Origin of the sequence: Methanolacinia paynteri (assembly GCF_000784355.1) — an archaeon.
Lineage (GTDB): Archaea > Halobacteriota > Methanomicrobia > Methanomicrobiales > Methanomicrobiaceae > Methanolacinia > Methanolacinia paynteri.
Genome location: NZ_KN360928.1, coordinates 81,962 through 106,502, shown reverse-complemented (window position 1 = coordinate 106,502; position 24,541 = coordinate 81,962). Strand labels below are relative to the sequence as shown.

Below are 24,541 nucleotides of genomic sequence, written 5' to 3'. Positions count from 1 at the left end.
TTAATCCTTCTTGCCGAATCTCTGGTATAGCCTGTTGGCCATAGTCTCAATCGCCTCCCTGTTTTCAAGGGTCAGCATGAGATCTTCGGACAGGCCTGAAACGCCGAACTCCGCCCCGAGCCATGCACCGCAGATGAAACCGAGAGTGTCGGTATTGCCGCCTGCCTGGGCTGCATAATACAGAAGATCATCTCCCTCTCCATATTTCAGTATAAAATAAACGGCCATCGGGATCGTCTGGTATACGGAGACGTCGTTTCCAATCCTGACAATTGCCGCTTCTATCGGCATCTCTTCTTTCGCATACCTGACTGCATCGCTGATCTTCATCCCGAGAGTTTCATCCTCTAAAAATGCGGCTTTGTGGGCCTTTTTTAATGGATTGCTCTCGCTGTCGATGATTGAACGAATGAGAGTTGCAAGCCAGAATGCTCCTGCAATTGCGCCCCTGTTCGTATGTGTAACGGAACAGGCCATGGACAGCTCTTCTTTCATCTTTTCATAATCGCTATAGGCAAGGGCGAAAGGAACTGCAAGCGGTACACACCCCGATGTCATCGAATTGCAGCCCGCGTCTTTTTCATCCCCCTTCATCATGTGCCTGCATGCAGAGATTATGGTCGCATCCGGAAACCTCAGCTTCTTATTGATATACATCTCTTTCAGTTTCATGGCATAATTTTCAGGGGTAAAATTCCCGCTTACAAGCAGTTCTGAGGCTAAAAGAGCGATCTGGGTATCGTCGGTATAACATCCGGATTTCAGTCCCGAGTTCGGGTGCATCTTGTTGGGCCTGGCAAACTCCCTCTTTAGGACCCTGAATGAAGGAGGGGATGTTTCATAAGGCATTCCAAGTGCATCCCCTATTGCAGCGCCCAGAAAAACTCCCCTGTATATATTATGCATCAGTTACAATATGGCGGACGCCAGGTATTTAAAGCTTTGATAAAACCCGCTTCCTTTAACAAAATTAATAAATTGGCAGCCTAATCAATTAGTTAGTCATTTTATTCAGAATAGTGGTTTAGGTATGATTAAGATTTTACTGGTGGACGAGGAGCCTGAAATTCTATCCATCGCAGAGATCTATCTGGCAAAATTCGGTGATTATGATATCAGGACATCGACTTCTGCAAAAGAAGCACTGAAACTTTTGGAAGAAGAAGAGTTTGATGCAATTATCTCTGATTACGAGATGCCTGAGATGGATGGTCTCGAATTCTTGAGGGTCATCAGGGATGGAAACTCTTTGATTCCTTTCGTCCTGTTTTCAGGAAAGGCCCGGGAAGAGATAATTATTGAAGCCTTCAGGAGTGGTGCGGACGGGGTTGTCCAGAAAGGCCAGAACCCCGCAGCCAACTATGCAGAACTTTCTCATCAGGTCAGGATTTCTGTTTACAGGCGGAAGGCCGAGATGGAGCTTAGGACAAAGGAATATGCAATAGAGCATTCGATAAACGGGGTTTCAATCATAGAATACGAAACCGGGAAAATTACATATGCAAATGAATCCGCACTGAGGATGCTCGGATATTCGCGAGATGATCTGTCATCCATGTCAATAATGGACTTTCTGGCCGGAGGCGATAACAAGGCTTTGAAAAAGAAGATCCTTGATACGGTTGCCGAAAAGGATTATTATATCGGGCGGGTACGCGTAAAAAGGAAAGACGGGACGGATATGGATCTGTCTGTTTCAGTTACGACTCTTCCACCGGACGATCTCGTAAAGAAAAAACTTGTATTTGTATCGTTCATAGATATAACGGATGTAATAAAGTCCGAAGAGGAATTCCTGGAATTCATTCTTGAGACCTCACGGAGGATAAAAGAACCTGTCTCCCTTGTCGGACAGTCTCTTGAAGCTCTTGTAAATGATGTTGTGAGCGGTACCGATCCTGAAACGATGAAACTCAGGCTGCTTGTCCTTATAAAAAATATAAGACAGATCGTATGCAACGTCAACGAACTGAATAAGGCCGTTGCCGGTGATGACGGAAAGATATCAGAGGATAACCTGGACTTTTTATTTAAAATATAATGGCTTCTATAGATGAGATCCTGGCCGGCGGAGACGCCGGATTAGTCGTGCTTGCCGAGACTTCGGCCGAGGTGTTCCAGGACTGTACTCCGGATCTTGTCAGGAAACTAACAGAGAAAGAATATAATGTAGTCATAATTACCATAAACAACCCTTCGACTATTCTGAAGAAATCATATATAAAATCTGGAATTGATGTTGAGAAGGTCTTTTTTATCGACTCGATCACCAAATATGCTCTCGGCGGACTTCCTGAAGATAAGGACGAGAGCATGTATTTCATAAACCAGCCTGGGAGTCTTACGGATATCGGGATTGAACTGAATAAATCTTTTGCCAGGCTGGGCGGTCAGAAGGTATGCGTAATTATCGATTCGATAAATACAATGTTAATCTACACCCCTTCACAGACACTGATAAAATTCATTCATTTTCTGTCCAATAAACTGAGACTTCTTCATTATCTTGGTGTATACATCTGTATAAGCGGCAGTATAGATCCTTTGCTTACAAATCAGCTGAAAAGCCTGTCTGATGAATTTATTAAACTTTAAAAAAGGTGTGGATCAGTCTTCAAATTTCTGTTTTCTCTCTTTCCTGAATGCTACTTCGAAACATTCCGAAGCTTCGGCATATTTACCAAGGTTGGTAAGGCAGATGCCTTTCTTATATGCTGCTGCGGAATCGTCCGGTTTTATCTCGAGCACTTTATTCAGAGCCTCTATTGCGGCATCATGTTTGCCGAGCTGTTCAAGGGCGACAGCCTTTCCGTACCATGCACTTGGATCTTCGGAGCCGTATTCGAGAGCTTTTTCAAATGATTTTCCCGCGTCGTTATATTTGCCCAGGCTTATCAGGAGCATGCCCCTGGCACTCCAAAGGCCGTGGTTTTTGCTGTCTATCCTGAGAGCTTCTTCGTAAAGATCCAGAGCCTCTTCAAATTGACCCAACCTTTCGCTGGCGTGGGCCTTGAGAAGTATAGCCCCGATGAGATTCGGTACTTTTTCAAGAACGCGGTTTGCGAATTTTATCGCTTTCTCGTATCCGCCCATGTGAACCTGGGCGACTGCACACTGGTAATAGCTTTCAGGGTCTGTTTCAGATCCTTCAAGAGCTATTCCGAACTGCTGGAGGCCCTCCTTGTATCTGCCCGATTCGATAAGCGATTCGGCAAACATCATCCTGCATAATCTGTTCGAATCATCAAGTTCGAGAACTTTTTGGAATGTCTCTGATGCCTGTTCGTATCTCCCAAGCCTGTAGAGGACATCTCCTCTTATCTTAAGTGCAGGTATGTTTTCAGGTTCGAATTCGGCGATATTGTCAGTGGCCTCGATTACGTCTTCGTACCTGCTCATATACCTGAGGAGATTCGTAAGTCTGAGCCACGTGTCAATATCCTCTTTGTTCTCCTCAAGCACGGCAGCATAATTTCCTGCGGCCAGGTCGAAGTCGCCTGTTTTTTCACATACTTCAGCCAGGGCCTTTCTGGCTTCGTTATCGCTGCTTTCTTTGGCTTTCTCGAAGTATTCTTCAAATGCCTCTTTTGCTGCGGAGTATTTCTTTGCCCCTGCCAGTGCAAAGGCCCTTCCGCGTCGTACAGCGGGATTATCAGGGTCACTTCCCCTGAGGGCATCGAATATGTCGGCAGATTGTTTATATTCACCGATCTCAAGGAGAAGCATCGCCTGATCAAAAAGGATTCCCTTGTCCTCGGGCCGGAATGCTGCAGCCTTTTCAAATGATTTGGCAGCTTTTACATATTCTCCGATCTTTCCAAGCGATCTGCCGAATTCTCTCCATCCTCCTGCATCTTCCCTGTTGGCTCTTACAAAGTGCTCGAAGGCCGCCGCCGCCTCCTCATGTCTCCCCAAAATCTCCAACTCGTGGCCAAGGATGAGGGCAAGGCCTGACTGTTCCGGGTGCGTCCCGACTATTTCCTCATATTCACGGGCAGACCCTTCTATATCACCCATATTCGCGAGGATTCTTGCTTTCTGGGTCTTCAGGCCAACTTCTTCAAGTCCTTCTGATTCAAGCTCGCCAATTGCAGATAATGCCTCTTCAAGCCTTCCGGTCGTCTCAAGGATAGATATGTAGCATTTCCAGGCAACCAGATTGATCTTTCCTGAACTGATAATAGGTTCCAGGCATGCTGCTGCTTCTTCAGGAAGAGACATTGCATAAAGAATCTCTGCTTTCTTCAAAAGGGATTTCTGGTCGCCCGGGGATATCGCAAGGATCTGATCGAGGCTTTGCAGCGCCTCTTCCGCCATTCCCATGCCTGCGAGGAGGTCAGCTCTCATCTCCCAGACCAATATATTGGTCTCATCCTCGTTCAGTATTGCATCAAAGCATTCGAGCGCCTTTTCATATTCCCCTGTATTCAGGTGGGCAATTCCTTTCTTTTCAAGAGCTCCCTGGTCGTTCGGAAAGGCTTCAAGAACCTTTCTGAGCGCCTCTGCCACTCTATGGCTCTCACCTGTGCGAATCAGGCATTCCGAGATATTCCTCCATACGGCAATATTCTCAGGATGCGTTTCGAGAATCTTTGAATAGCATTCGTATGCATCATGGAACCGTCCAAGATGCATATATGCATCACCTTTCATCTGGAGGAGATTTGTTTTCTTTATGCTGGTTTTTGTTCCTTTTTGTGTTTCCGCTGTATCTTTGTCAAAAAGACTGAGGTCTACATTGTTGTTTATCCAGCTGACTCCCGTTCCGCCTGTCTGTTCAGTTACATGTTCATAACAGTTTAACGCTTCTGTATACCTGCCGAGGCCGGAGAGGCAGATCCCCCTGTGATACCATGTCTCGGAATGTGCGGGAGCTGCCTTCAGGACATTGTCGTAGCACGCTACAGCCCGTTCATACTCGCCGAGGAGTTCCAGTGCGACGCCCATCATCTGCCATGCCTTTATGTCATCAGGTGTCTTTTTGAGTATCATCTCAATTGTATGGGCACATTCACCATATGCACCTGTCCAGAAAAGATCTGTCGCCCTCCTGAAAGCAGCGATTAGATCGTTCGGATTGTTTGTGTTTATCTCCCTGAAGGCTTCGGCTGCTTCTGAGTATCTGCCAAGTTTTTCCAGGAGATACGCTCTGTTATATAGTGCAGGGATGCAGGAGGGGTCCTGCTTCAACGCAGTTTCGTATATTTCAAGGGCTTCGTCATTTTTTCCGATGATCTCAAGGATCTCGCCCGTATATACCATTGAGCGTGTATTTGCCTGGTCGGTGCTTATGACTGCTGAAAATGCGTCGAGTGCTCTCCCCCAGTCCGAGCTTCTCATACATAATATGCCGAATCTTTCCTTTATGCGGATATTTGCAGGCTCAATTTCCAGCAGTTTAAGGCATGTTTCCGCAGCCTGTTCGTAATCTCCCTGGAGCTCGAGCAGATCCACTTTTTTATTTAAAATATCTTTTATTGAAGGATCTGCTTTCAGTATTGCATCGAAGCATTGAAGAGCTCCCTGGTAATCTCCGGATTCATAGAGAGAATTTCCGAGTGCCTGCCAGGCAAGAATGTTTTCCGGGGAAGCTGCCACTGCACGTTTGAGGTATCTTTCAGCATCCTGATATTTTGAAAGATACATCAGTGACCTTCCCATAAGATAGCAGATCCCGCTGTTCTCGGGATCTATCTCTATTGCCTTTTCAAATTCTTTTACTGCCTCGTGATATTTTCCCTGTTCGAAATGGGTTGTCGCCTTGTCGATCCAAGGATTCGGATTATCACTTTGTCCTTTTAATTTATCCAAGAATGCCATGCTCTTTTGAAAACTCCTGCTGCATTATAAATTAAATATTATATGTGTCATCCGGTTATCATAATATTGGTGCTGTTTTATTTATCGTTTCTTTATCATTTAAATTAGATCTCAATCGTCAATTAATATTAATATAACAATGGGTAAAGCATTCCTGCCAAAACCAAAATTTATAGGAGAAAAGACCTTTAATTGTGCAATGTTGGATGGATAATACGCAGATATGTCGGAGTTAGCGGGGTCTGCGTAAATTCATGCTGCGGTTTGGAATTCCGGAACGGCAATCTGGGGAGATTTAGGTTCCTTATGAAGATGGGGTTTTGGGGGATTGATCATAGGGGTGTATAAACTACCTAAAAATAACCGTTACCGTAATGGTATAATCCATGTCTCCTTACCGTCCATCCACATGCACAAATACTTATGCTGCAGTATTTTATTTATAATTATTCAGATGGCAAATATATTCTATATATCTGTTTTCTAATTGATTAATCCAATTTGCCGGGCAGATATGGGTGCAGTATATTTGGTGTCAGGACAACATCATATGTGACTTCTAAATAAAGAACCATAACTGAAATGAGATGAAAGGGGGTATTTTTGTCGACACCAGAAAAATTACGGAGATCCTGAAGAATAATCCTCAGGGAATGTCCTTAAGGGAGATCTCGGAAGCAATAAGTATGAACCGGGTGACCATAGCAAGACATCTTGATGTCTTAATGGCTTCCGGAAGAGTTGAAATGGTTCCGTTCGGACAGGCCAAGGTATTTTATCTCTCGCAAAGAGTGCCTGTAGCTTCGCTTATTAATTGTCTTTCGGATGTCATCCTGGTCGTTGATGACAGGATGAAGATACGTCAGTTCAATACTGCATTTCTTAAACTCTTCGGAGAGACGGCTGAAGATTATTACGGTCTGCCGGTCCATGATGTTTTTCTTTCGGATGACAACGGAAACCACCCTTTCGAATCGCTGGATATGGCTCTGAGGGGTAAACATATGGCTGAGGATATTGCCATTAAGCGTGGAGATGAAAAAATTTGTCTTAAAGTGGAGATGTACCCGTGTATCTTCGAGAACGGAGAACGTTCGGTGTCTTTAGTGATGACCGATGTCTCCTTCCGGAAAAAGAGTGAAGAACTTTTCAGGATAAATTCCGAAATGATACGGAAAATGTCAGCTGCATTTTCATCTGACGAGATCCTTATTCTGGGTACAGAGACGGCAAAAACTGCTCTGAATGCTGATGCAGCTGCTATATTCCTTAATAATGACGCAAAAACGTTTTCAAATCATTACTGTGTCGGAAATGATGAGAGGTTTGGAAGCGATTTTAAGGAGATTTGGGAGAGAAATGATTTTAATAATCAGATTCTCAACGGTAATCCTGTATTTCATTCATATGCCGGGAATGAAGCCTGTGGTGAAACTAAGGATGCGCCCGGTTTATCCGGTCCGGGTTCTTTTTTGTCATATCCCCTTTTCAGGAAGGGGATTGTAGCAGGTTTTATTGCGGTATTCTCCAAAAAATCCGATGTTCCGGAAATTGAGAGAGATGAGCTCGAGCTGATCTCCTGCCAGATCTCATATGCATTAAGTAAAGAGACGTCCGGGAAGTATTGTGAAAAGAAATTATAATTGTTTAATAGTGCACCTGCCCGTGGTGTCTGTGTCATAAATACAAAGAAAAGCTTTCATCCTGAAAGCAACTACCGGAAAATGATCTATGGAAGACAACAACAGGAACCTGAACGAGATCCTTGAATCTATAGATGAGATCAGGCATCTCTCGGAGCTGATAGAATACAGGTCAAAAGATATGAAAGGAGCAACAGCTGATGAGATCCTAAATAAAGTGATTCACCCTACTCTTGACGATCTTGAATTGTACCTGAGGTATTATGGAAAACCCGGGATCCCAGAGAGAGAACTGAAAGATCTTGTGCACGCCTGGATTGAAGCACAGATGATTGTTTAAATTTCATTCTGATCTGCTTTTTTAAGTTTAATCGTGATAACCGTACCTGACTCCGGTTTACCTTCTATTCTGTCCGATACGCCGATGTCTCCGCCATATTTGTTCATGATGTACCAGCACACGGAAAGTCCGAGACCTCTGCCTCTTCTTCCGTCTCCGCCCGGCTGGAATCTTTTGAAAAGCCTCTCCTTTTTCAAATCAGGTATGCCCGGACCGTTATCCTCGACAGAAATATATGCGAATTCTTTGTCTTCATCCGCCCTGATGGATATTTGAACATTTTCTCCTCCGTAAACCGATGAATTTTCGAGAATAATGGAAAATACATCTGTAAGGAGCGGCCCCCCCATTATCCTGAGTTCAGGCACTGTGGAATCTACATTTAGATCTGTAAATTCGGACACTGCGGATTTGATTACTTTATTGAGATCCGTCGGTACAGCTTTGAAACTGCTACTGTGAATATCCCGTATCCTTGCAACATTGTTAATTATGCTGCTGCTGTGCCTGATGCTTGTCATCATCTTATCGTAATAGACCTCGTCGTCTTCTGGAATTCCTTCCTTTATCAGTTCTCCATACCCGAGCGAGGCGGCATTTGCATTGTTTATATCATGAATGAGGATATCGAGGTACATATTCGCCTTTTCGTTTGCATCTGAAAGATCCCTGTTCAGTGCAGCGATCTCTTTCTGGTAGGATCTGATCTCCGTTATTTCGCTTATTGTCAGAACAGCGAAATCACCCGGTATCTTTGATGCATTGACGATTGCGTGATATTCCCTGCCGTCATCTCCGTTAAATGCTATCTCAAAATCATGTACGGAAGAATCCTCATCTATTTTTTCAATAAATCCGTCCTCATGTTTTGTTGTACATGCATCCTCTATTTTTTTCAGATTGTCCAGAATGGTCCAGTTATCCATCAGTTTCAGGAACTTTTTGTTTCTGTCAACCAGTTCTCCTGTCTTTGCATTGTAAAGTCCGATGCCGCTCTCGGAATAGTTGAATATACTGCTGAATTTTCTCCTGTCCTGCCTGATTTTTTCCGAGATCAGGGATACGGTGACTGAAAGGCTGATATAAACATAGAACTGCATCGTTGAGGATACGATCTCGGACATACCCGGAATCAGGTAATTGATGATTATCAGGTATACCATTGCAATAAACGTGGATATTATTACGCCGCGTTTTTGAAGGAAGAATGAGCATAAAATAATCGGGAAATAAAATATATGGGAGACAACCATCAGTGTCTCTTCAAAGAGCATCTGGTATGTTATCTCCATTATAAGAAAAAGCACTAATACTACAATTAGTGAGAAATACAGGTTGAATGTGCTCTTATTATCAGTGTCCCAATTAAAAATTGTGCTCACTTAAAGAAATAGTTCTGTATATTAAATAAGATCTTTGTTATTGCCTACTCTCCTTCATCTGATTCATATATTTTATGAGGTATGGTATTCCGTCTGTGGATGGATGGACCTCGAGATATTCTGAAAAATCAGGGGTTTCAGCGGATTTAGAGATGTTGTGAGCCATTTGCGCCAGGGCAGGCCCTGACCCGGGGGAACCGAGGTACATCCCGTTGATATTATCCTTTCCTGCTTCTGTTGATATCATCGTTCTTCCTGTATGACCCTTGTGCACATACCAGAAGGAACCCGGACCTGCAGGTGCCGGAATGCTGATCTCGGTTCTGTCTTCGTTATCCGTTTCAAAGAATGAATGTTCATAGCGGAGTTTTATTGACTGGGGTATGCATTCGGGAATACTCCGCACCTTTTTGCCGAGTATATTGTCTGCGGCGATTATACCTTCGAGCCTTGCAACAGGAGTCAGGAAGGGTGGACCTGTCACGTCTCCTGCGGCATACACGCCCGGAATGTCTGTTTCCATTTTTTCATTGACAGTTATCTCACCCATGTTCCCTTTTTTGATGCCTGAGATCATTCCGCTGTTCGGTGAAAGTCCTGTTGCGATAAGGATCATATCCGCTTCGGTATGCAGTTCAGCCCCTTTCTGAATTATATCGGCCCCTGTGACGTTGTCCTCTCCTGTAATTCGTTGCAGGGCGGAGTTTTCCCTGATATTTACTGATTCAAGCTCCTTTTTTGCGGCTTTGACAAGATGTTCGGGTTTTCCTCTCAAAAACGAGCTCCTGGATATTATCTCTGTCTCTACACCCAATGAGGAGAATATGTAGCCGTATTCTGCCGCGATAACTCCTCCTCCAATAATTGCAAGCTTTTCGGGCAGAATGCCATGTTCAGTTATCGTATGAGGATTGTATACCCCGGGAAGACCTATTCCCTCAACCCGTGGGATTGCAGGGATTGAACCTGTCGCAATGATAAGGCTGTCTGGCTTCGTTTTCTCCCCGTCGAGGGTATACTCCTTTCCGTTAACCGAAACCTCGCCGGTGACTACATCAACACCACAATCGCGGGTCTCTTTATCAAGGACATTTGCAATTTTCTCCTGCGTTTTCTTCATTCCTTTTAACGCAAGGGAGTAGTCGGTCGCGGGGACGGTATCGAAAACGCCAAGTTCCTTTAAATTCCTGCAGTCTTCAAGGGATCGTGCGATATCATTGAGTGCACAGATAACCATGCATCCTTTATGGAGACACTGCCCCCCGAGCTCCTTCCTTTTATCGATAAGAACTACTTCTTTCCCCCCGAGGGCCAGGTGCATCGATGCAAGCCTCCCGGCGGGTCCTCCTCCTATTACGGTTATCATTTTAAAACAGTTCAGAGTAGTTCTACGCCGTCATCGACGGGCTCTTTCAGTATGCTTCCTGAGAATGTTTCAATCTCTATCACTTTACTGCCCCTGATCTGGATTACCGGAAGATAAACAAGCTCCATCTTTATATCAAGATTTTCTTCACCGGGTGATACTTCAATATCTTCATAAGATATTGTATCGCCTTCAGTCTTGCTGACACGGACATTTCTTGTCAGTTTCTCCTTCATGGACTGAATAATCTCATATTCCATGGCCATTTTGTCTTTTTCAGGTTTCAGGATCTTTGAGCCCACCGGAACGCTTCTGTTTTTGATTTCAATAGCACCCGGATCGGGAATTTCCAGTGATGCAGCCGTTCCGGTTATCGCGTTTACCAGGCCGGATTCTTTTGCTTTAAAATCGATAATATGCGACTTAAACTGTTTTTCTCCTGATCCTGTAAATTTATACAGGTAATGCGGAATGTATATTCTCCGGATTTCGCCGCTGATTCCTGCAATCTGCCTTGCCCGCTCTTCTGTAATTGAAGACGGTATCAGGGGAAGCTCGGGACCGTAGTCATCCAGCGTGGGGCGGGAAGTCACCTGCTCGGGTCCGCCGTTGAATCTTTCTTCTTTCTTCAGCTCAAGTGCAAGAGACTGGTCGAGGATGTACGCAACTGCTGCCTGTCCTGAGAATTTTGAAAGATCCTGATGCCCCCAGACAATACAATTATCTGCCCCGGCATGGCTGTTCATCGTGAAAAGGAGCTTGCGGCATGCAACTTTTTCATCATCCAGCCTGAATGTGAAATTTTTCTTATTGAATTCGTCAATCTTCCCGGAATCATCCGAGCACAGGACAACAACGCATTCATCGTCATAATACGCGCTCAGATCAATCAGTCCATCACCCTCTTCCACATCATATGATGCGGATTCAAGAATGTTTCTAACAATTTCTACTGCCCTGTTATGAATCATTCAATGATCCTATTACTCATAAGAACGAATTATGTTTTCCATTGACTTTGTTTTCAGGTCAGTATGAATTTCATTTTTTAGCCCTGTATACATTTCACAGGACGTTTTTTATCCAGGTGATATGAAACGAATTTCCAGTAATTTGTGAAGAATGATATAAATCCGTTTGATTCAGAGAATAATGCCGAGGGATCGTTTCCGGGCGAACTCATTATAACCATAACTTTCCTGGAATCAATGATGTATATCCCTGCCATCTCGTACTGGGTCTCAAGGCATTCACATAATTTATCCTCAATAATCCGGACAATGGTTCCTTTTGGTACCTCATCAGGCCATTGATCTGTGATTATCTCGATCTGAATCTTCTGTTCCAGCCCGAACAGGGTTTCTTCCAGCTGTTTTTTGATAAAATCCCGGTCTGCGACTATTTGTATTTTTGATTTTGCATCGCTTATTGATAATTTAAGCTTGTTTATTATATTCTCGTGGCCCGACAGAGTCCATATCAGTTCCTGCCTCTCTTTTTCAGGAGTCATCTTGCTTATATAGATCCTTTGAAGTTCGGAACTGGCGTATTCGGCGTTTAGTTCAATATCTTCTTTCAGTTTTATGATTCCCTCTTCCGGGGGTACTGCTTCAAATCTCTTTGGTATGCTGTTGGATACTATTACAAGTCCTTTATGGCTGAGTTTATCGAGGACAGGATATACCGATGCTCTTGGCACTCCGGAGATCTCGTGTATCTCGGTTGCACTCGCACCTTCGAACTGAAGAAGGCCGATATAAACCAGGGCCTCATATTTTGTCAGTCCCAGTGATTTCAAGGCCTCTATCAACTGTCCTGATTTTTCTTTGCCTGGGTTCATTGAAATATATATATATGTTCAAAGGCAATTAATGTTGTCATGAAAATAACAACAGTTAGATCTAATGGGAGGTTTTCTCATGAAAATTAAATATATGGCTTTAGTTTTGATTATTGCGGCATTATTTATTGCTGCTCCTGCATCTGCCGGAACCAAATACCTGAGTGGTGATCCGATAATTACAGTCGCGATCTCCGGCACAAACGAATTCTCACCGGGAGATGAGGTAACGATTCCTATCGTGATCCAGAATTCCGGACTGAAAGAGATGAAGATAACATCTTCGGATATTGTAGATCGCGATGACAATCCCGATATGGCGAAGATGGTCACTGTTGATCTGCTGAAAAACGACGCTCCGGTTACTGTAAAATCAGATCCGCAGATGATTGGAGATATTGCGGCAGGATCCAGTACAACCGTCAATTTTATTGTTAAGATTGATAAAAATGCACCGGCCGGCGAGTATGATCTGCTCGCGGATATCAGTTACCAGTACCTGAATTATGCAGAGCAGTTCGGGACCGACAGTATCAGGTATTACTATAAAACCGTTGAACTTGATCAGGAACTTCCTATTACTATAAAGCCGATGGTTGTTCTTGAGGTTTCGAATGTTACAACCGATTCTCTCAACGTAGGGACAGAGGGTTATATCACAATGAATGTGAAAAATGTCGGATCGGAGAGCGGTAAAAATGCAGTTATAAAACTTGAGACTGTTGACGGTTCACCCGTAATTCCGACAGATGCAAGTGTTTATGAGAGTGTTTTCGAGCCTGGCGAAGAAAAAACAGTCGTCTTTAAGGCATCCGTATCTGATGACGGTGAAGCCAAGAATTATCCTGTCCAGGTGGTTGTTGAATATACAGACTATGAAGGTGAAACAGTATCCTCCGATGCCGTTACGGTTGGTGTCGATGTAGGGGGTAAGGTAGACTTTGAAGTTGTATCCGAGCCTTCTGTTCTCTCTCCCGGGGAAAAGGGCAAGATTACGATTCAGTATGAAAATACCGGAGCTACCACGGTTTATAATGCACAGGCACGTATAAGTGCGGTCGATCCGTTTACAAGCAACGATGATACGGCATATCTTGGCGATATTGCACCCGGAGAGGTTGTAACGGCAATATATGAAGTCACGGTCGATGACGAGGCTACACTGAAAACCTATGCAATCGATACGGAGATCAGGTACCGCGATGCGCTTGATAACAGCCAGATCTCGGATTCGATGAAGGCCCAGGTTGTTATTGAGAAGAGATCCGGTATGGAGATTCTTACCAATCCGATTGTCCTTACACTGGTGGTATTCATCATTGTAGGCATAGGGTATTTTGTATGGTCAAGAAAAAAGAAGAATAATGAATAAATTCTGGGAGGGCCACCTTCCGGCACCGGCCATAAGAACAATAGATGATATGCAGCCCGTTCTTGCTGTTCCCGGCGCATATCCCAACAATAATCTCTATTTTATGTACAGGGATCTATCAGAAAGCGATAGCGATAAAAAATGGCTTTCCGCGCATTTGTTAAGGTTTGACTTAACGAGGATTCCGCCGGGAACCATTTCCGGAGAATTTGCCAAGACAAAGGGTCATTATCATCCTGAAGCACCGGACGGGAAAGGATACCCGGAGTTATATCAGGTTATACACGGAAGTGCTCATTATCTTTTGCAGAAGGAAGATCTCTCGGATATCGTAGTGGTAGAGGCGGGTGCTGGTGACGTAGTCCTGATTCCCCCGGAATATGGTCATGTTACGATAAATCCGTCCTCCGAAGAGCTGTTGATGTCGAATATCGTATCCGATGCATTTTCAAGCATCTACGGGCATTATGAGGAAAAACGTGGAGCAGCATATTATGAATTCGAGGAGGAAGGCTGGAGGGCGAATCCGTCCTACGGTGATATCGATGAAATACGGACCGTAAAACCCAAAGACCTGAATTGCATTGGAATTCCGGCGAAAACATCGATCTACGATCTCGTCGGGGACGATGAAAAACTTGCATTCCTCAATAAACCGTCTCTGCTTGATGATTTTGATATAGTTCCCTGAAAAAATTGGAATAATTTTTAAATTAAATTTTCTTTCATCCCGTAATAGCGAAGATCCTTCTTGTGACAACCCCTGCACCAGGTTCACTTCGCGAACAAGGTTCTGATAGAATAAAACGGGGGCTGAAGGTCGCCTTGGGTTTCGAAAGGGCGACAGCCCTTCGGTAGACACGCCCCGGCCTCAGGGCTTTGCGCTATGGCGATAGTCGGTCTGCGGCCGGGAGAAGAACAGGGTAGAAAAAAGATAAGTCTATGACTGAATTATGTCATGGTTCAAAATGGAAATGCTCCATCTGGAGCAATCGGGGATGCTTGTCCATCCCATATTGCGACTTATCACGATGAGGGGGAGGGTTATAGGGAGGGGGATTCGTCGCCCTCCCTTGAATAAGGAGGACCTTTCTCTTCGTCACTCATTAAATTTTTAAAACTTCAAAAGATTCGGCGGCCTGTTTCTCTTATGTGCCGTGTTCTTAACTTTTTCAAGTATGTCTTCCTCTGTATTTCCCGAAGCCTTCCAGCCGTTCTGCTCAAGAGATCTCAGTGCTGCATCGATCTCTTCATATGAAAATCCGATCTCATCCTCGTCTGTCTGTCCTGTGTAAAATCCTGCGGACGGCTCCTTATTTAGTATTGTTTCAGGAATTCCGGCCTCTTTAGCCAGTCTGTGGACATCCGTTTTATACAGGTGAAGAAGAGGCTGGATATCGGCTGCTTCATCCCCGTGTTTCGTGCAGTAGCCGAGGAGATATTCGGTCTTGTTTGAAGTTCCGCATACCAGGCCGTCGTTCAGGTTTGCATAATAATAAAGGAGCGTCATCCTGATTCTAGCCATAAGATTTCCCTTCAGGTATTTCGTTTCGGTATACCCGGGGATTGTTTCAAATGAGTGGAGTATGGAGGAGATAGGAACTATTGCCAGGTTTATTCCAAATTTATTGCACAAATCCTCCACATCTTCTTTATCTTTCTCAGGAGTAACATCAGAGGGAAGGAAATACCCGTACACGTTCTCACCTCCTATCGCCTTTGATGAAAGAACCCCGGCAAGGGCAGAATCGATTCCTCCCGAAAGGCCGATGAAAATCCTCTTTCTTCCTGATGACCAGAAGGTATGCCTGATCATCTGTTCTATCTTTTCGCATTCACAGCCTTCGCATAATATTTCCATATTTTTCACCCGAAAGTAATTTTATGAGTTTTTTCAGTGCATTATAATCGCCGAATGCGATAACAGAGTCCCCGTTTTCAAGATTTGTCTCAGGAGGTGGTCTGATAAGAGTATGGTTCGGCCCTTCGATCCCGATAATCTTCGCACCGGTCATCCGTTCGCATTCTCCAACAGACATCGAAATATCTTCGGTTATATGCTTCATTACGACCTTCATGTTCTTCGGAAGGTCGAGGAGAATCGATACGATGTCCTGGAGAACTGTTGCAGCGATTATCTGCCCTCCCAATGTTGGCAGAAGGGCGACATAATCGGCCCCGGCACGATAGAGTTTTTCGACGGATGAGGATTTGTTCGCTCTTGAGAGTATGTGAAGCCCCGGGTTCAGGTTTCTTGCAATCAGCGTCGTGAAGATGTTGACATCGTCGTCGTCCGCCGCCGTTATGCATGCTTCCGCCTTGTCTATATGTGCGGCCTTTAGAACCGACTCCTCCTGTGCATCTCCCTTAATTCCTGTAATTTCGTCAATATTGGGATCAATTACAAGCGGCTGGACACCGGCCTTTTCAAGTTCGCTCTCAACGACCCGTCCGAGATCGCCGTAACCCGATATAACAGCGAGTTTTTCCTCTCTGATTGAACATTTGAGTTCATTTTCAAATAGCTTCGTTATCGAATCCGTTCGCCCTAAGAGAAAGATCGTCGTCGAACGGTCGATCGAGACATTTTCGCCTTTTTCAAAGTAGAAATGCCCTTTTTTCATTATGAAGATCGGTTCGACTCCGTAATTCTCGTAGAGGTTCAGTTCGTCAAGGGTCCTGCCGATGATCCCGCATCCTTCCGATACGGTGATATATACGAATTTAAGGGAATTTTCACTGACTTCTGCTCGTCGTATCCTGTTTCCCTTTGTGGCTTCGTATATGATGTCTACTTCCGGCGTCAGCGATGCGTGCCTTGCAAGAATTCTTCCGGTTACATCCTTCGGTGATATTATGTGATCTGCACCCGCGTAGAGGAGATACCTTCCGTATAACAGCCTGTCGACGACGGCAGTGATCTCTGCGGTGGTCCTGTCCCGGATCCCGAGGATAATCTTTGATGATATATACTCCTGTTCGCAGATGATTATTTTGGCTGCAGTTGCGATATCCGCCCCGGTCCAGGTCTCGTTTTCATCATACGATCCGCTGATGACATATATTTCCTTTTTAAATTTTGAAAAATCGTTCATCGCGGCAAATGCCTTATTTTCATCCTCTTCGACCAGAACAACCCTGAGGCTTGATACAAGAAGGCTTTCGATCAATGATTTTACGAGTTCGTCATAACCGGTGATTATGACATGGCCGCTGATCTTTTCAGAAACCGCTACGGGAGGCTGCGGCCTGAAAACCTCCTGGATGAACGGTGCCATTGCTGCAGGGATTATCATTAAAACGGTGAATACGCCTGTTGACATAATTATTATAATAATTATAATTGTCAGCGGATTTTCCGTAGGGAAGAACGTGAGCAGGTCATAGCCGACCGTCGTCATCGTCTGCATTACGAAGAGAACGGATTCCGGAAGGGTCAGTCTTGTTCCCTCGAGATATGGTATGGCATAATAAAGCAGAATCGAATAGAAGATAATCTGGAATATCAGCAGTTCGATGTAAAAATTGAGCCTGTCACGGAATAAGAAATGATTAAGACGCCTGATAATCCGGTTTCTTTTCATCTCTTCATCTCCCTGACAATCCTGCATGCCTGGCACTCCCCGAACACGGGTTCCCCGCATTCCGGGCAGATCGATGGCTCTGTCTTATTATCTCCCTCATTTCCTTTTAATTCTTCTCCGAGATTTACGAGGGCATATTTTGCAGCCGGGTGCCTGTAGTTGTATATATTAAGGATCTCCCTGACATCGGCACGGAGGGCGTTTTTGGAATAGGGGCACCCCGCCTCGATAAAGCCTTCGACGTTGAGCAATGCATATAGTGCGACCTCTCTCTCCGGGAGATGGATGAAAGGCCTGATTCTCGGAACGAATCCTTCTCTCGGCACCTGTCTGCGGACGAGGGTTTCGGTATCGCCCCTGAGTGCATTCATCAGGACCGACTGCGCCTCATCGTCCAGGTTGAAACCGAGCGCGATCTTCGTTGCTCCAAGCTCTCTTGCGGTTTTGTTGAGAAGATGCCTCCTTAAAACCCCGCACCGGGAGCAGGATATCCTGTCGCCCTGCTTCTCTACGATATCATCGATTGTGAACCCGTATGTCTCTTTGAAGGAGACCGCATGGAAGGAAACCCCGTATCTTTCGGCGATCTTTTCGACGGGTTTCATATCCCTGTAACAGCGTATCCCTTCATCGATCGAGATGGCGAATATGGTGATGTCTCTTCTTTCACCGAATGTTTTGGTGAGGAAGTGCAGGAGGGCGCTTGAGTCCTTTCCTCCGCTCATCGCCACGGCTATCCTGTCTCCCTGGGAGATCCAGCGATATTTTCGTATCGCCTTCTTTGCCCGGCCTTCAAAATCCGCTGTAAAATGACTCTCGCAGAGGTGCATTCCCGAGTAGTCCTGGAACAGTACGGCGTCTCTGCCGCACTTTGAACACTTCATATCCCTGTCCTGTATTAATGCAATCAGTTTTTATCATCTTCTACAAATAAAATGTGTAGAGATATGCCGCTCTCAGCCGACGAAATAAAGGAACTGCACAGGTACGAATACAGGATTTTAAAGAGCCTCGAGTGGCTCATGAAGAAATACCTGTGGGTCCCCGAGGATGTGCTCAGGAAATCAACGAAACTCTCTGAATCCGAGATGAAATACAGGTTGGGCCGGCTGATGGAGATGGATATGGTTAAGAGCAGCACCAAACCCTATACCGGCTATCAGCTCGTATTCAAGGGATATGACGCTCTTGCAATATCGTCTCTCGTAACGAAGGGCACCCTGAACGCCTTAGGTTCGCTTATAGGCGTCGGAAAAGAGTCGGAGGTATATGAAGCGCTCGGTCTAGGTGTCCTCGTAATAAAAATTCACCGCGTTGGACAGCGCTCCTTCCAGTCTGTAAGGCTCAACAGGAGCTATATTCCCGAGTGGAAGCATTTCCCCTGGCTCTTTGCATCGATGGAGTCTGCGAAGATGGAATTTACGGCTCTCTCTACACTCCAGAAAGGGGGCGTTTCTGTCCCTGTCCCGATCGCGATCAACAGGAATGTCATAGCCATGTCGTTCATTCCCGGCTTAAACCTCAACCAGGTGACCCTCGAAGAGCCGCAGGAGATCTTCGACGAGGTCGTGGAGAACCTTGCAAAGGCCTACAAGCTCGGTTTTATTCACAGCGATCTCTCTGAATTCAATATCATGGTCGACGGCGAGAAGGTCTGGCTCATCGACTGGCCGCAGTGGATAGAGCCTTCACATCCCAATGCGGATACGATACTCAGGCGCGATATCAACAACCTTGTCAACTATTTTTCAAAGAAGTACGGGCTTACGAAGACGACTGACGAGGTAATTAATCTGGTGATCGGTTGAAGGTTTTCGGAATAGACGTGATCAAAGGTTCTGTCCGCTCAAGGACGAAGAGGCCGGTCTTTGCTGTTGTAGTCAGGGAAAACGACGGGATCACCGAAGAAGGGGAGATGTCGCTCTTCAGGGTTCTACGCAGGATTGCATCCGAAAAACCTGACATCCTTGCTGTCGACAGTCTCCAGGAGATCTCAAGGGATCATCATGACCTCTATTCCGTCCTCGGAATTCTTCCGCCCGAGACAAGGCTTGTGCAGGTTACCGGTGGCGAAAAACAGGTACCTCTTGCAGTTGTTGCCGCACGATACAACCTGAAGTTCAACAACAAATTCGATCCCTTTGTCGAGGCGAGGACCATCGCCCATGTGGCGGAACTCGGCGGCGGCTATGAGTTAATAGCATTCGGGGGAACCACCGATATCATAGTGTCGCGGCACAGGTCGATAGGTAAGGGAGGCTGGAGCCAGAACCGGTATATAAGAAAGATTCACGGCTCCGTCCAGCAGAAGGCGGTCGAAGTCGAGGATGCGCTTAAGGAGGCAATCCTCAGGTACGAAAGGATCGATCATAAAGGATACGGCGGCCTCAGGAGAGTGGAGTTCCATGTCCATGCCCCACGGGAGCATATTCCCGTATCCGAAGAGACGCGTGCGGATGTTCAGGTCAACGTCAGTGCAAGAAGGCTCGACCGGATACATTTCAGGCCGCAGCATTCGAAGAAGAGAAATATCATAGTCGGGGTAGATCCCGGGACAACGGTAGGTATTGCGGCGCTTGATCTTGACGGAAATCTTGTCGAGCTTAAAAGTTCGAGGCAGATGTCGATCAACGACTGGATCGAGGAGATATCCGCATTGGGAAAACCTGTCCTGATTGCATCCGATGTCGCCCATATGCCCTCGTCTGTTGATAAGATCAGAAGGTCGTTTCATGCAGCAGGCTATAATCCCCCTGAGGACCGGACACAGGAGGAAAAGGTTGCAATATGCTCCGGTTTTTCATATGCGAACGATCACGAGAGAGACTCTCTTGCAGCTGCAATCGAAGCATATCGGACTTTCAACAACAAGTTCAAAAATATCGAAAAGAGGATCCCTGCAGGATTCGATCTGGATACAGCAAGGGCGGGGATCATCCGCGGCCTTTCCATCGAACAGATCGTCGCCGATTCCAATCCCCGGAAAGAGCCGGTGGCGGAACGGAAGACGGAGGAGCCGACCGCTCCAGAGAGTAAAAAAGACCCGAGAATCTCGCAGCTTGAAGGGATGGTCAGGAATCTCAGGGAATATGTGTCTGATCTTCAGGACGAACTTGCCGAAAAGGAGAGGGAGATCGATCATCTCGGGAGGATTATCAGCGACGAGAGGTCAGGGCGCTTTGAGAGAATAAAACGTGATTCGGAGATAGAAAAGCGTGATGCAACGATAAAGTCGCTGAAATCGAAACTCCGGAAGGAAGAGAAACGGCGGAAGAAATTCATAAGGCAGATAAAGCGCATGAAGAACTATGCGGATCTCCAGAACGATCAGCGGCAGATCCCCGTAAAGGTAGTCCGGAACCTGACCCGTGAGTGCGTAAGATCGGTCGACGACGAATACGGTATCGGTTCCGAAGATATCCTGTATATCGAAAAGACCGGGGGGTGGGGCAATGCCGTAATATCGTTCCTGAGGGATGCAGGAGTCTGTGCAGTCATAACGCCTGATCAGGATCAGCGGCTGATAAATACCCTGAGACATGAAAAGATCCCCCTTCTCAGCTCAGTTGATGTTCCGGTAGCTACGAGAGGAAGCATCGGATTTGCATTCAGGAAAGAATTCGACCAGGCGCTTGAAAAATGGAAGGAGGGCCAGGAGATATTTGAAAAGGAGAAGTCCGCAGAGATGATCGAGTCGATTGTGAGCGAGTACAGGTCAGAGAGAGAATTGGAGGCAAGAAGGCATGGACGATCGTGAGCTTTTAAGATCCATCGCAGGCATCGTCGGCAGGGACAAGGTACTCGATGACTGTGCGTCGTATCCGCTGGGGTCGAGGATGATTGTGGCGAGCACAGATATGCTCCACGAGAACACTGATTTCCCGAAGGGAATGACCGATCGCCAGATCGGGTGGATGTCTGCCGCCGTTACAATATCAGATATCGCTTCATCGGGTGCTGCTCCGCTTTTTATCCTTGTCGCCGTCGGTCTTGACAAACAGGAAAGGCTTGAGGGGATCATGAAAGGAGCTCGTGAATGCTGTGAATTTTACGGAACGGAGATTCGCGGCGGGGATATCGATTCTCATAATGAGCTTACCGTAGTCACGACAGGTTTTGGCATTGCTGATAAGGAATGCTATATCATCCGCAGCGGGTGTTCGCCCGGGGACTTAGTATACATCCTGGGGCACCCGGGAGAAGCGCAGGCGGCGCTTGAAGGCGATAACAGGTACTGGCTGTCTCTTGTCGAACCGCATCCTTTCGTATCCGAAGCACTTCTGATTGCAAAGGCCGGTGCATCGGCGATGATGGATGTCTCCGACGGCCTTGCATTATCGCTCTATGATCTTGCGGACGCGTCGGGAATGGGTTTTGAGATATTCTCTGAAGGTATTTCTCTCTCTCCGGGCGTAACCTTAGAGCAGGCCCTGTATGGAGGCGGAGACTTCGGCCTTCTTTTTACCTGCGATCCCGGTATGATGCCTATCCCTGAAGTGGAGGGGGTGTGTATAGGCCGTGTTATAGACTCTCCCGGGGTATTTTTCGATAGTGAAGTTGTAGAAAGACGCGGTTATCTTCACAGGTGGGAACATGCGGAGGATGAAGTTTGAAATCCGTTTATCATCTTGAACCCGATCAGCCTTTCAATCTCGATGTGACACTTTCCTGCGGCCAGGTATTCAGGTGGGAGAAGAACGGGGACCTCTGGACCGGTGTGTCGGCCGGACGTGTGATAAGCATCAGGCAGTCGGGGCGTGAGATCGAATATTCCGGGTGCGATGAAGAGTATCTCGAATATCTGTTTCATCTTGATTTTGATCTTGAAAGTGCAATCGGATCGTTCTCTACTGACGAGTATATCGGTGAGGCCGTGGAATGGTATCGCGGACTTCGCGTGATGAGGCAGGATCCCTGGGAATGCCTTTTGTCTTATCTTTGTGCACAGAACACCGGAATTCCAAATATAAAGAGGATGCTTGGTAATATGGCCGCGATGAACGGTAAAAAGATAGTGCCGGGCGTTCAGGAGGCATATGCCTTCCCGGGGGCGGATGACCTCTCCCGCCGCTGTGACGCAGATCTCAAAGGATGCTCTACAGGATATCGGTCCGGCTATATATGCAGGACATCTGTAATGATCGCGGATGATCCGGATTGGGCTGATCGCATTCGCTCGCTCGATTATACCGGTGCAAGAAAGGAGATCATGAAGTATCCGGGAGTAGGGCGAAAGGTTGCCGACTGCATCCTACTTTTCGGTTTCCAGTTTTACGAGTCATTCCCTGTCGATGTCTGGATCAGGAGGATCATGAATGATCTCTACGGAACCGGTAATCCCGCAGGCCCTCTTTCGGAGAGGGATTATGATCGCATAGCGGATTTCGGCAGGGAGCATTTCGGAAATTATGCAGGCTATGCACAGGAGTATCTCTTTGCAGGCCGGCAGTAACCGGAACTTTCACCCCGCATCCATAGTTTTATTACCAGAATAAATGCCTGTATTCCATAATGGAAACAGGGGATTCTGAAGATTATACGTTGAAGAGCGTTATCATTGCCAATATTGTCGTATTCATATGGCTTGTGCTTGGAATTTATGCAATCTGGCTTGTTGTACCTTTTCTGGCTGTGGCATGGGGGATATTTCTTGTACTAATGTTCCTCTTTGTGATGAGGAAGTCGATCTGTACAAAATGCCGGTATTATGGCGGCCGCTGCTCTATGGGCTGGGGCTGGTACACGTCTAAGATTTTTAAGAAAGGCAATGTTGAGGATTTTCCCGGCTGTTTTGGTGCTCGCTTTGCTCCATTCCTGTGGATGGGGGTTTCACTTCTCCCTATAATCGTCCTTGCGGTCTCGATGGTTTTTGAGTTTTCGATTTTGAAGGTTGTGATCCTTGTATTGCTTATACTGATTGCATATATCTTTGGGAATAAAAAGAGCCGGAAGAAGAGTTGTTCCGTATGTAAGATGAATGACCTGTGCCCGATGGGGGTTGCGATGGTGAATGAAGGAAATGAAAGAAAAGCCTGGTGAAAGATCCGCACTGACGGATTTGATGAGAATACCCGGCGTCGGGAAGTCGATTGCACATGACCTGATGAATATTGGTTATCGCTCCGTAGACGATCTTAAAGGTGAAGATCCTGAAGAGATGTATTCGAAACTATGTGTATTTCAGGGCGGGCATGTTGACAGGTGTGTTCTTTACGTCTTCAGGTGCGCTGTATATTTTGCAGAGAATGAGATCCGCGACCCCGAACTGCTCAAATGGTGGAACTGGAAGGATTAAGGGAATATGACGGTGGCACTCACTGTCTATTTTTATTATTCTTTCAGGATATGATCTTTTATTCGACGAAACTCATACAAATTTTATATAGATCTTAAATTAACCTTGGCTAATGACAACCTGCGGCTCTGGACTTCAGTTTGATGTCATACCCGGGTAAAGTTAAATAAAACAGCATCTCAATGTTGAGTAAATATAACAAAATGGAAAATAATTGAGGCCATTCGGTTGAGACTTTCCAGGAGAATGATAACGGTGAGGCGGTTATAACGACAGGACCTGAACTTGGAAATAATGAATCATTGCTACTTGAAATTCCGGATATTAAAGTTAAGGATATTTTTTTCACCCTGTTTTCAACGAATAAAAGACTAATTCTCTCTGAAAAAGGTTCTAAAGGAGAGATATCTTCCCAGATCCCCCTGCCGGTAATTCTATCGGCAAATTCGGGTAATAATGACTCGGGCGAACCGGTTCTTGATGTCTCGATAAAAGCTCCTGATGGATCGGACAGAAGAATGATGTTCGTTTTCCAAAATAATCCCGGAACAGGGGACCGGTCGTCAGAGAGGGACGCCCTGTTACATGCTATAGAACGAGGTGAATTACCATCGGGTGCCGATTCCAAAAAGGTTTCTGCAAAAAGAAGTTCTTATGCCATAAATTCTTCCAGACAGGAGATGAATCCCGGTACTGCGGAAGATTCAGAGTTTATTCAAAGTCCTGAGTATGGGAGTGCATTCCGCGGGTCTCCGTCTAATCCCGGAGAGCAATCTTCCGGGGGCCTGTCCCGTGGTCATGACGGTAATAAGTATCCTTCATCCGGATTCGGAACCGAAAGAGGCCCTTTCTATGGAGGAGGCGCCGATCCGGTGGGACGGTCCCGGTCGGGGGGGGTA

General features: G+C 45.9%; 21 protein-coding genes. 12 read left to right on the top strand and 9 right to left on the bottom strand.

Annotated elements, in window-relative coordinates; genetic code table 11:
* Positions 1-906, bottom strand: a complete 906-nt coding sequence (locus METPAY_RS03925; RefSeq protein ID WP_048149329.1) for an ADP-ribosylglycohydrolase family protein — start codon at positions 904-906, stop codon at positions 1-3.
* A gap of 124 nt (positions 907-1,030) precedes the next feature.
* Between METPAY_RS03925 and METPAY_RS03920 the strand changes: the two genes are divergently transcribed.
* Both METPAY_RS03920 and METPAY_RS03915 read left to right on the top strand, forming a co-directional pair.
* Entirely contained in the window at positions 1,031-2,041 is a 1,011-nt protein-coding gene (locus METPAY_RS03920) for a response regulator (RefSeq protein ID WP_048149327.1), read from the top strand.
* Positions 2,041-2,595, top strand: coding sequence for a DUF7504 family protein (locus METPAY_RS03915; RefSeq protein ID WP_048149325.1), 555 nt, complete (start codon positions 2,041-2,043; stop codon positions 2,593-2,595). The genes METPAY_RS03920 and METPAY_RS03915 overlap by 1 nt, the downstream gene beginning before the upstream one ends.
* A 12-nt stretch (positions 2,596-2,607) precedes the next feature.
* On the opposite strand, the gene METPAY_RS03910 is transcribed toward METPAY_RS03915, so the two are convergent.
* Entirely contained in the window at positions 2,608-5,820 is a 3,213-nt protein-coding gene (locus METPAY_RS03910; protein WP_048149324.1) for a tetratricopeptide repeat protein, read from the bottom strand.
* A gap of 587 nt (positions 5,821-6,407) precedes the next feature.
* Here METPAY_RS03910 and METPAY_RS03905 point away from each other — a divergent pair.
* Together METPAY_RS03905 and METPAY_RS03900 are read left to right on the top strand one after the other, a co-directional pair.
* Entirely contained in the window at positions 6,408-7,463 is a 1,056-nt protein-coding gene (locus METPAY_RS03905) for a PAS domain-containing protein (RefSeq protein WP_048149321.1), read from the top strand.
* Between the two features lie 88 nt (positions 7,464-7,551).
* The gene (locus METPAY_RS03900) at positions 7,552-7,803 is read left to right on the top strand and encodes a hypothetical protein (protein ID WP_048149319.1); all 252 of its coding nucleotides are present in this window, start codon (positions 7,552-7,554) and stop codon (positions 7,801-7,803) included.
* On the opposite strand, the gene METPAY_RS03895 is transcribed toward METPAY_RS03900, so the two are convergent.
* The 4 genes from METPAY_RS03895 to METPAY_RS03880 form a co-directional block, all read right to left on the bottom strand.
* The gene (locus METPAY_RS03895) at positions 7,800-9,185 is read right to left on the bottom strand and encodes a sensor histidine kinase (protein ID WP_211251515.1); all 1,386 of its coding nucleotides are present in this window, start codon (positions 9,183-9,185) and stop codon (positions 7,800-7,802) included. The genes METPAY_RS03900 and METPAY_RS03895 overlap by 4 nt on opposite strands.
* Positions 9,186-9,222: 37 nt before the next feature.
* Positions 9,223-10,551: an FAD-dependent oxidoreductase gene (locus tag METPAY_RS03890; protein WP_048149315.1), complete on the bottom strand. Its 1,329-nt coding sequence runs from the start codon at positions 10,549-10,551 to the stop codon at positions 9,223-9,225.
* 11 nt (positions 10,552-10,562) lie between these two features.
* A complete protein-coding gene (locus tag METPAY_RS03885; RefSeq protein WP_048149313.1) occupies positions 10,563-11,522 on the bottom strand; it encodes a hypothetical protein in 960 nt (319 codons plus the stop codon).
* A 77-nt stretch (positions 11,523-11,599) separates the two neighbouring features.
* Positions 11,600-12,391, bottom strand: coding sequence for a TrmB family transcriptional regulator (locus METPAY_RS03880; protein ID WP_084600677.1), 792 nt, complete (start codon positions 12,389-12,391; stop codon positions 11,600-11,602).
* A 79-nt stretch (positions 12,392-12,470) separates the two neighbouring features.
* Between METPAY_RS03880 and METPAY_RS03875 the strand changes: the two genes are divergently transcribed.
* Together METPAY_RS03875 and METPAY_RS03870 are read left to right on the top strand one after the other, a co-directional pair.
* Positions 12,471-13,763, top strand: a complete 1,293-nt coding sequence (locus tag METPAY_RS03875) for a COG1361 S-layer family protein (RefSeq protein WP_048149925.1) — start codon at positions 12,471-12,473, stop codon at positions 13,761-13,763.
* Entirely contained in the window at positions 13,756-14,454 is a 699-nt protein-coding gene (locus METPAY_RS03870) for a glucose-6-phosphate isomerase family protein (protein WP_048149311.1), read from the top strand. Before METPAY_RS03875 ends, METPAY_RS03870 begins: the two co-directional genes overlap by 8 nt.
* A 423-nt stretch (positions 14,455-14,877) precedes the next feature.
* Here METPAY_RS03870 and METPAY_RS03865 read toward each other — a convergent pair whose 3' ends face one another.
* Genes METPAY_RS03865 through METPAY_RS03855 form a run of 3 tightly spaced genes read right to left on the bottom strand, consistent with a single transcriptional unit; the run spans position 14,878 to position 18,231 of the window.
* Positions 14,878-15,624 (bottom strand): NAD+ synthase, encoded by a 747-nt coding sequence (locus tag METPAY_RS03865; protein ID WP_052418645.1) that lies wholly within the window; start codon positions 15,622-15,624, stop codon positions 14,878-14,880.
* The gene (locus tag METPAY_RS03860) at positions 15,599-17,374 is read right to left on the bottom strand and encodes a potassium channel family protein (protein ID WP_245611517.1); all 1,776 of its coding nucleotides are present in this window, start codon (positions 17,372-17,374) and stop codon (positions 15,599-15,601) included. The genes METPAY_RS03865 and METPAY_RS03860 overlap by 26 nt, the downstream gene beginning before the upstream one ends.
* Positions 17,344-18,231: an ATP-binding protein gene (locus METPAY_RS03855; RefSeq protein WP_048149307.1), complete on the bottom strand. Its 888-nt coding sequence runs from the start codon at positions 18,229-18,231 to the stop codon at positions 17,344-17,346. Before METPAY_RS03855 ends, METPAY_RS03860 begins: the two co-directional genes overlap by 31 nt.
* A 63-nt stretch (positions 18,232-18,294) precedes the next feature.
* On the opposite strand from METPAY_RS03855, the gene METPAY_RS03850 reads away from it, so the two are divergent.
* From METPAY_RS03850 to METPAY_RS03825, 6 genes are read left to right on the top strand one after another with little or no spacing between them, the layout of a single operon-like run.
* A complete protein-coding gene (locus tag METPAY_RS03850; protein WP_048149306.1) occupies positions 18,295-19,155 on the top strand; it encodes an RIO1 family regulatory kinase/ATPase domain-containing protein in 861 nt (286 codons plus the stop codon).
* Entirely contained in the window at positions 19,152-21,104 is a 1,953-nt protein-coding gene (locus METPAY_RS03845; RefSeq protein WP_048149304.1) for a DUF460 domain-containing protein, read from the top strand. Before METPAY_RS03850 ends, METPAY_RS03845 begins: the two co-directional genes overlap by 4 nt.
* Positions 21,091-21,960 (top strand): thiamine-phosphate kinase, encoded by an 870-nt coding sequence (gene thiL, locus METPAY_RS03840; protein WP_048149302.1) that lies wholly within the window; start codon positions 21,091-21,093, stop codon positions 21,958-21,960. Before METPAY_RS03845 ends, thiL begins: the two co-directional genes overlap by 14 nt.
* Complete coding sequence (locus METPAY_RS03835) at positions 21,957-22,799, top strand: DNA-3-methyladenine glycosylase family protein (protein ID WP_048149300.1); 843 nt, start codon at positions 21,957-21,959, stop codon at positions 22,797-22,799. The genes thiL and METPAY_RS03835 overlap by 4 nt, the downstream gene beginning before the upstream one ends.
* Positions 22,800-22,858: 59 nt before the next feature.
* On the top strand, positions 22,859-23,386 hold the full coding sequence (locus tag METPAY_RS03830) for a hypothetical protein (RefSeq protein ID WP_048149298.1): 528 nt from the start codon (positions 22,859-22,861) through the stop codon (positions 23,384-23,386).
* Entirely contained in the window at positions 23,367-23,642 is a 276-nt protein-coding gene (locus METPAY_RS03825; protein WP_211251514.1) for a helix-hairpin-helix domain-containing protein, read from the top strand. The genes METPAY_RS03830 and METPAY_RS03825 overlap by 20 nt, the downstream gene beginning before the upstream one ends.
* The last annotated feature ends 899 nt before the right edge of the window (positions 23,643-24,541 follow it).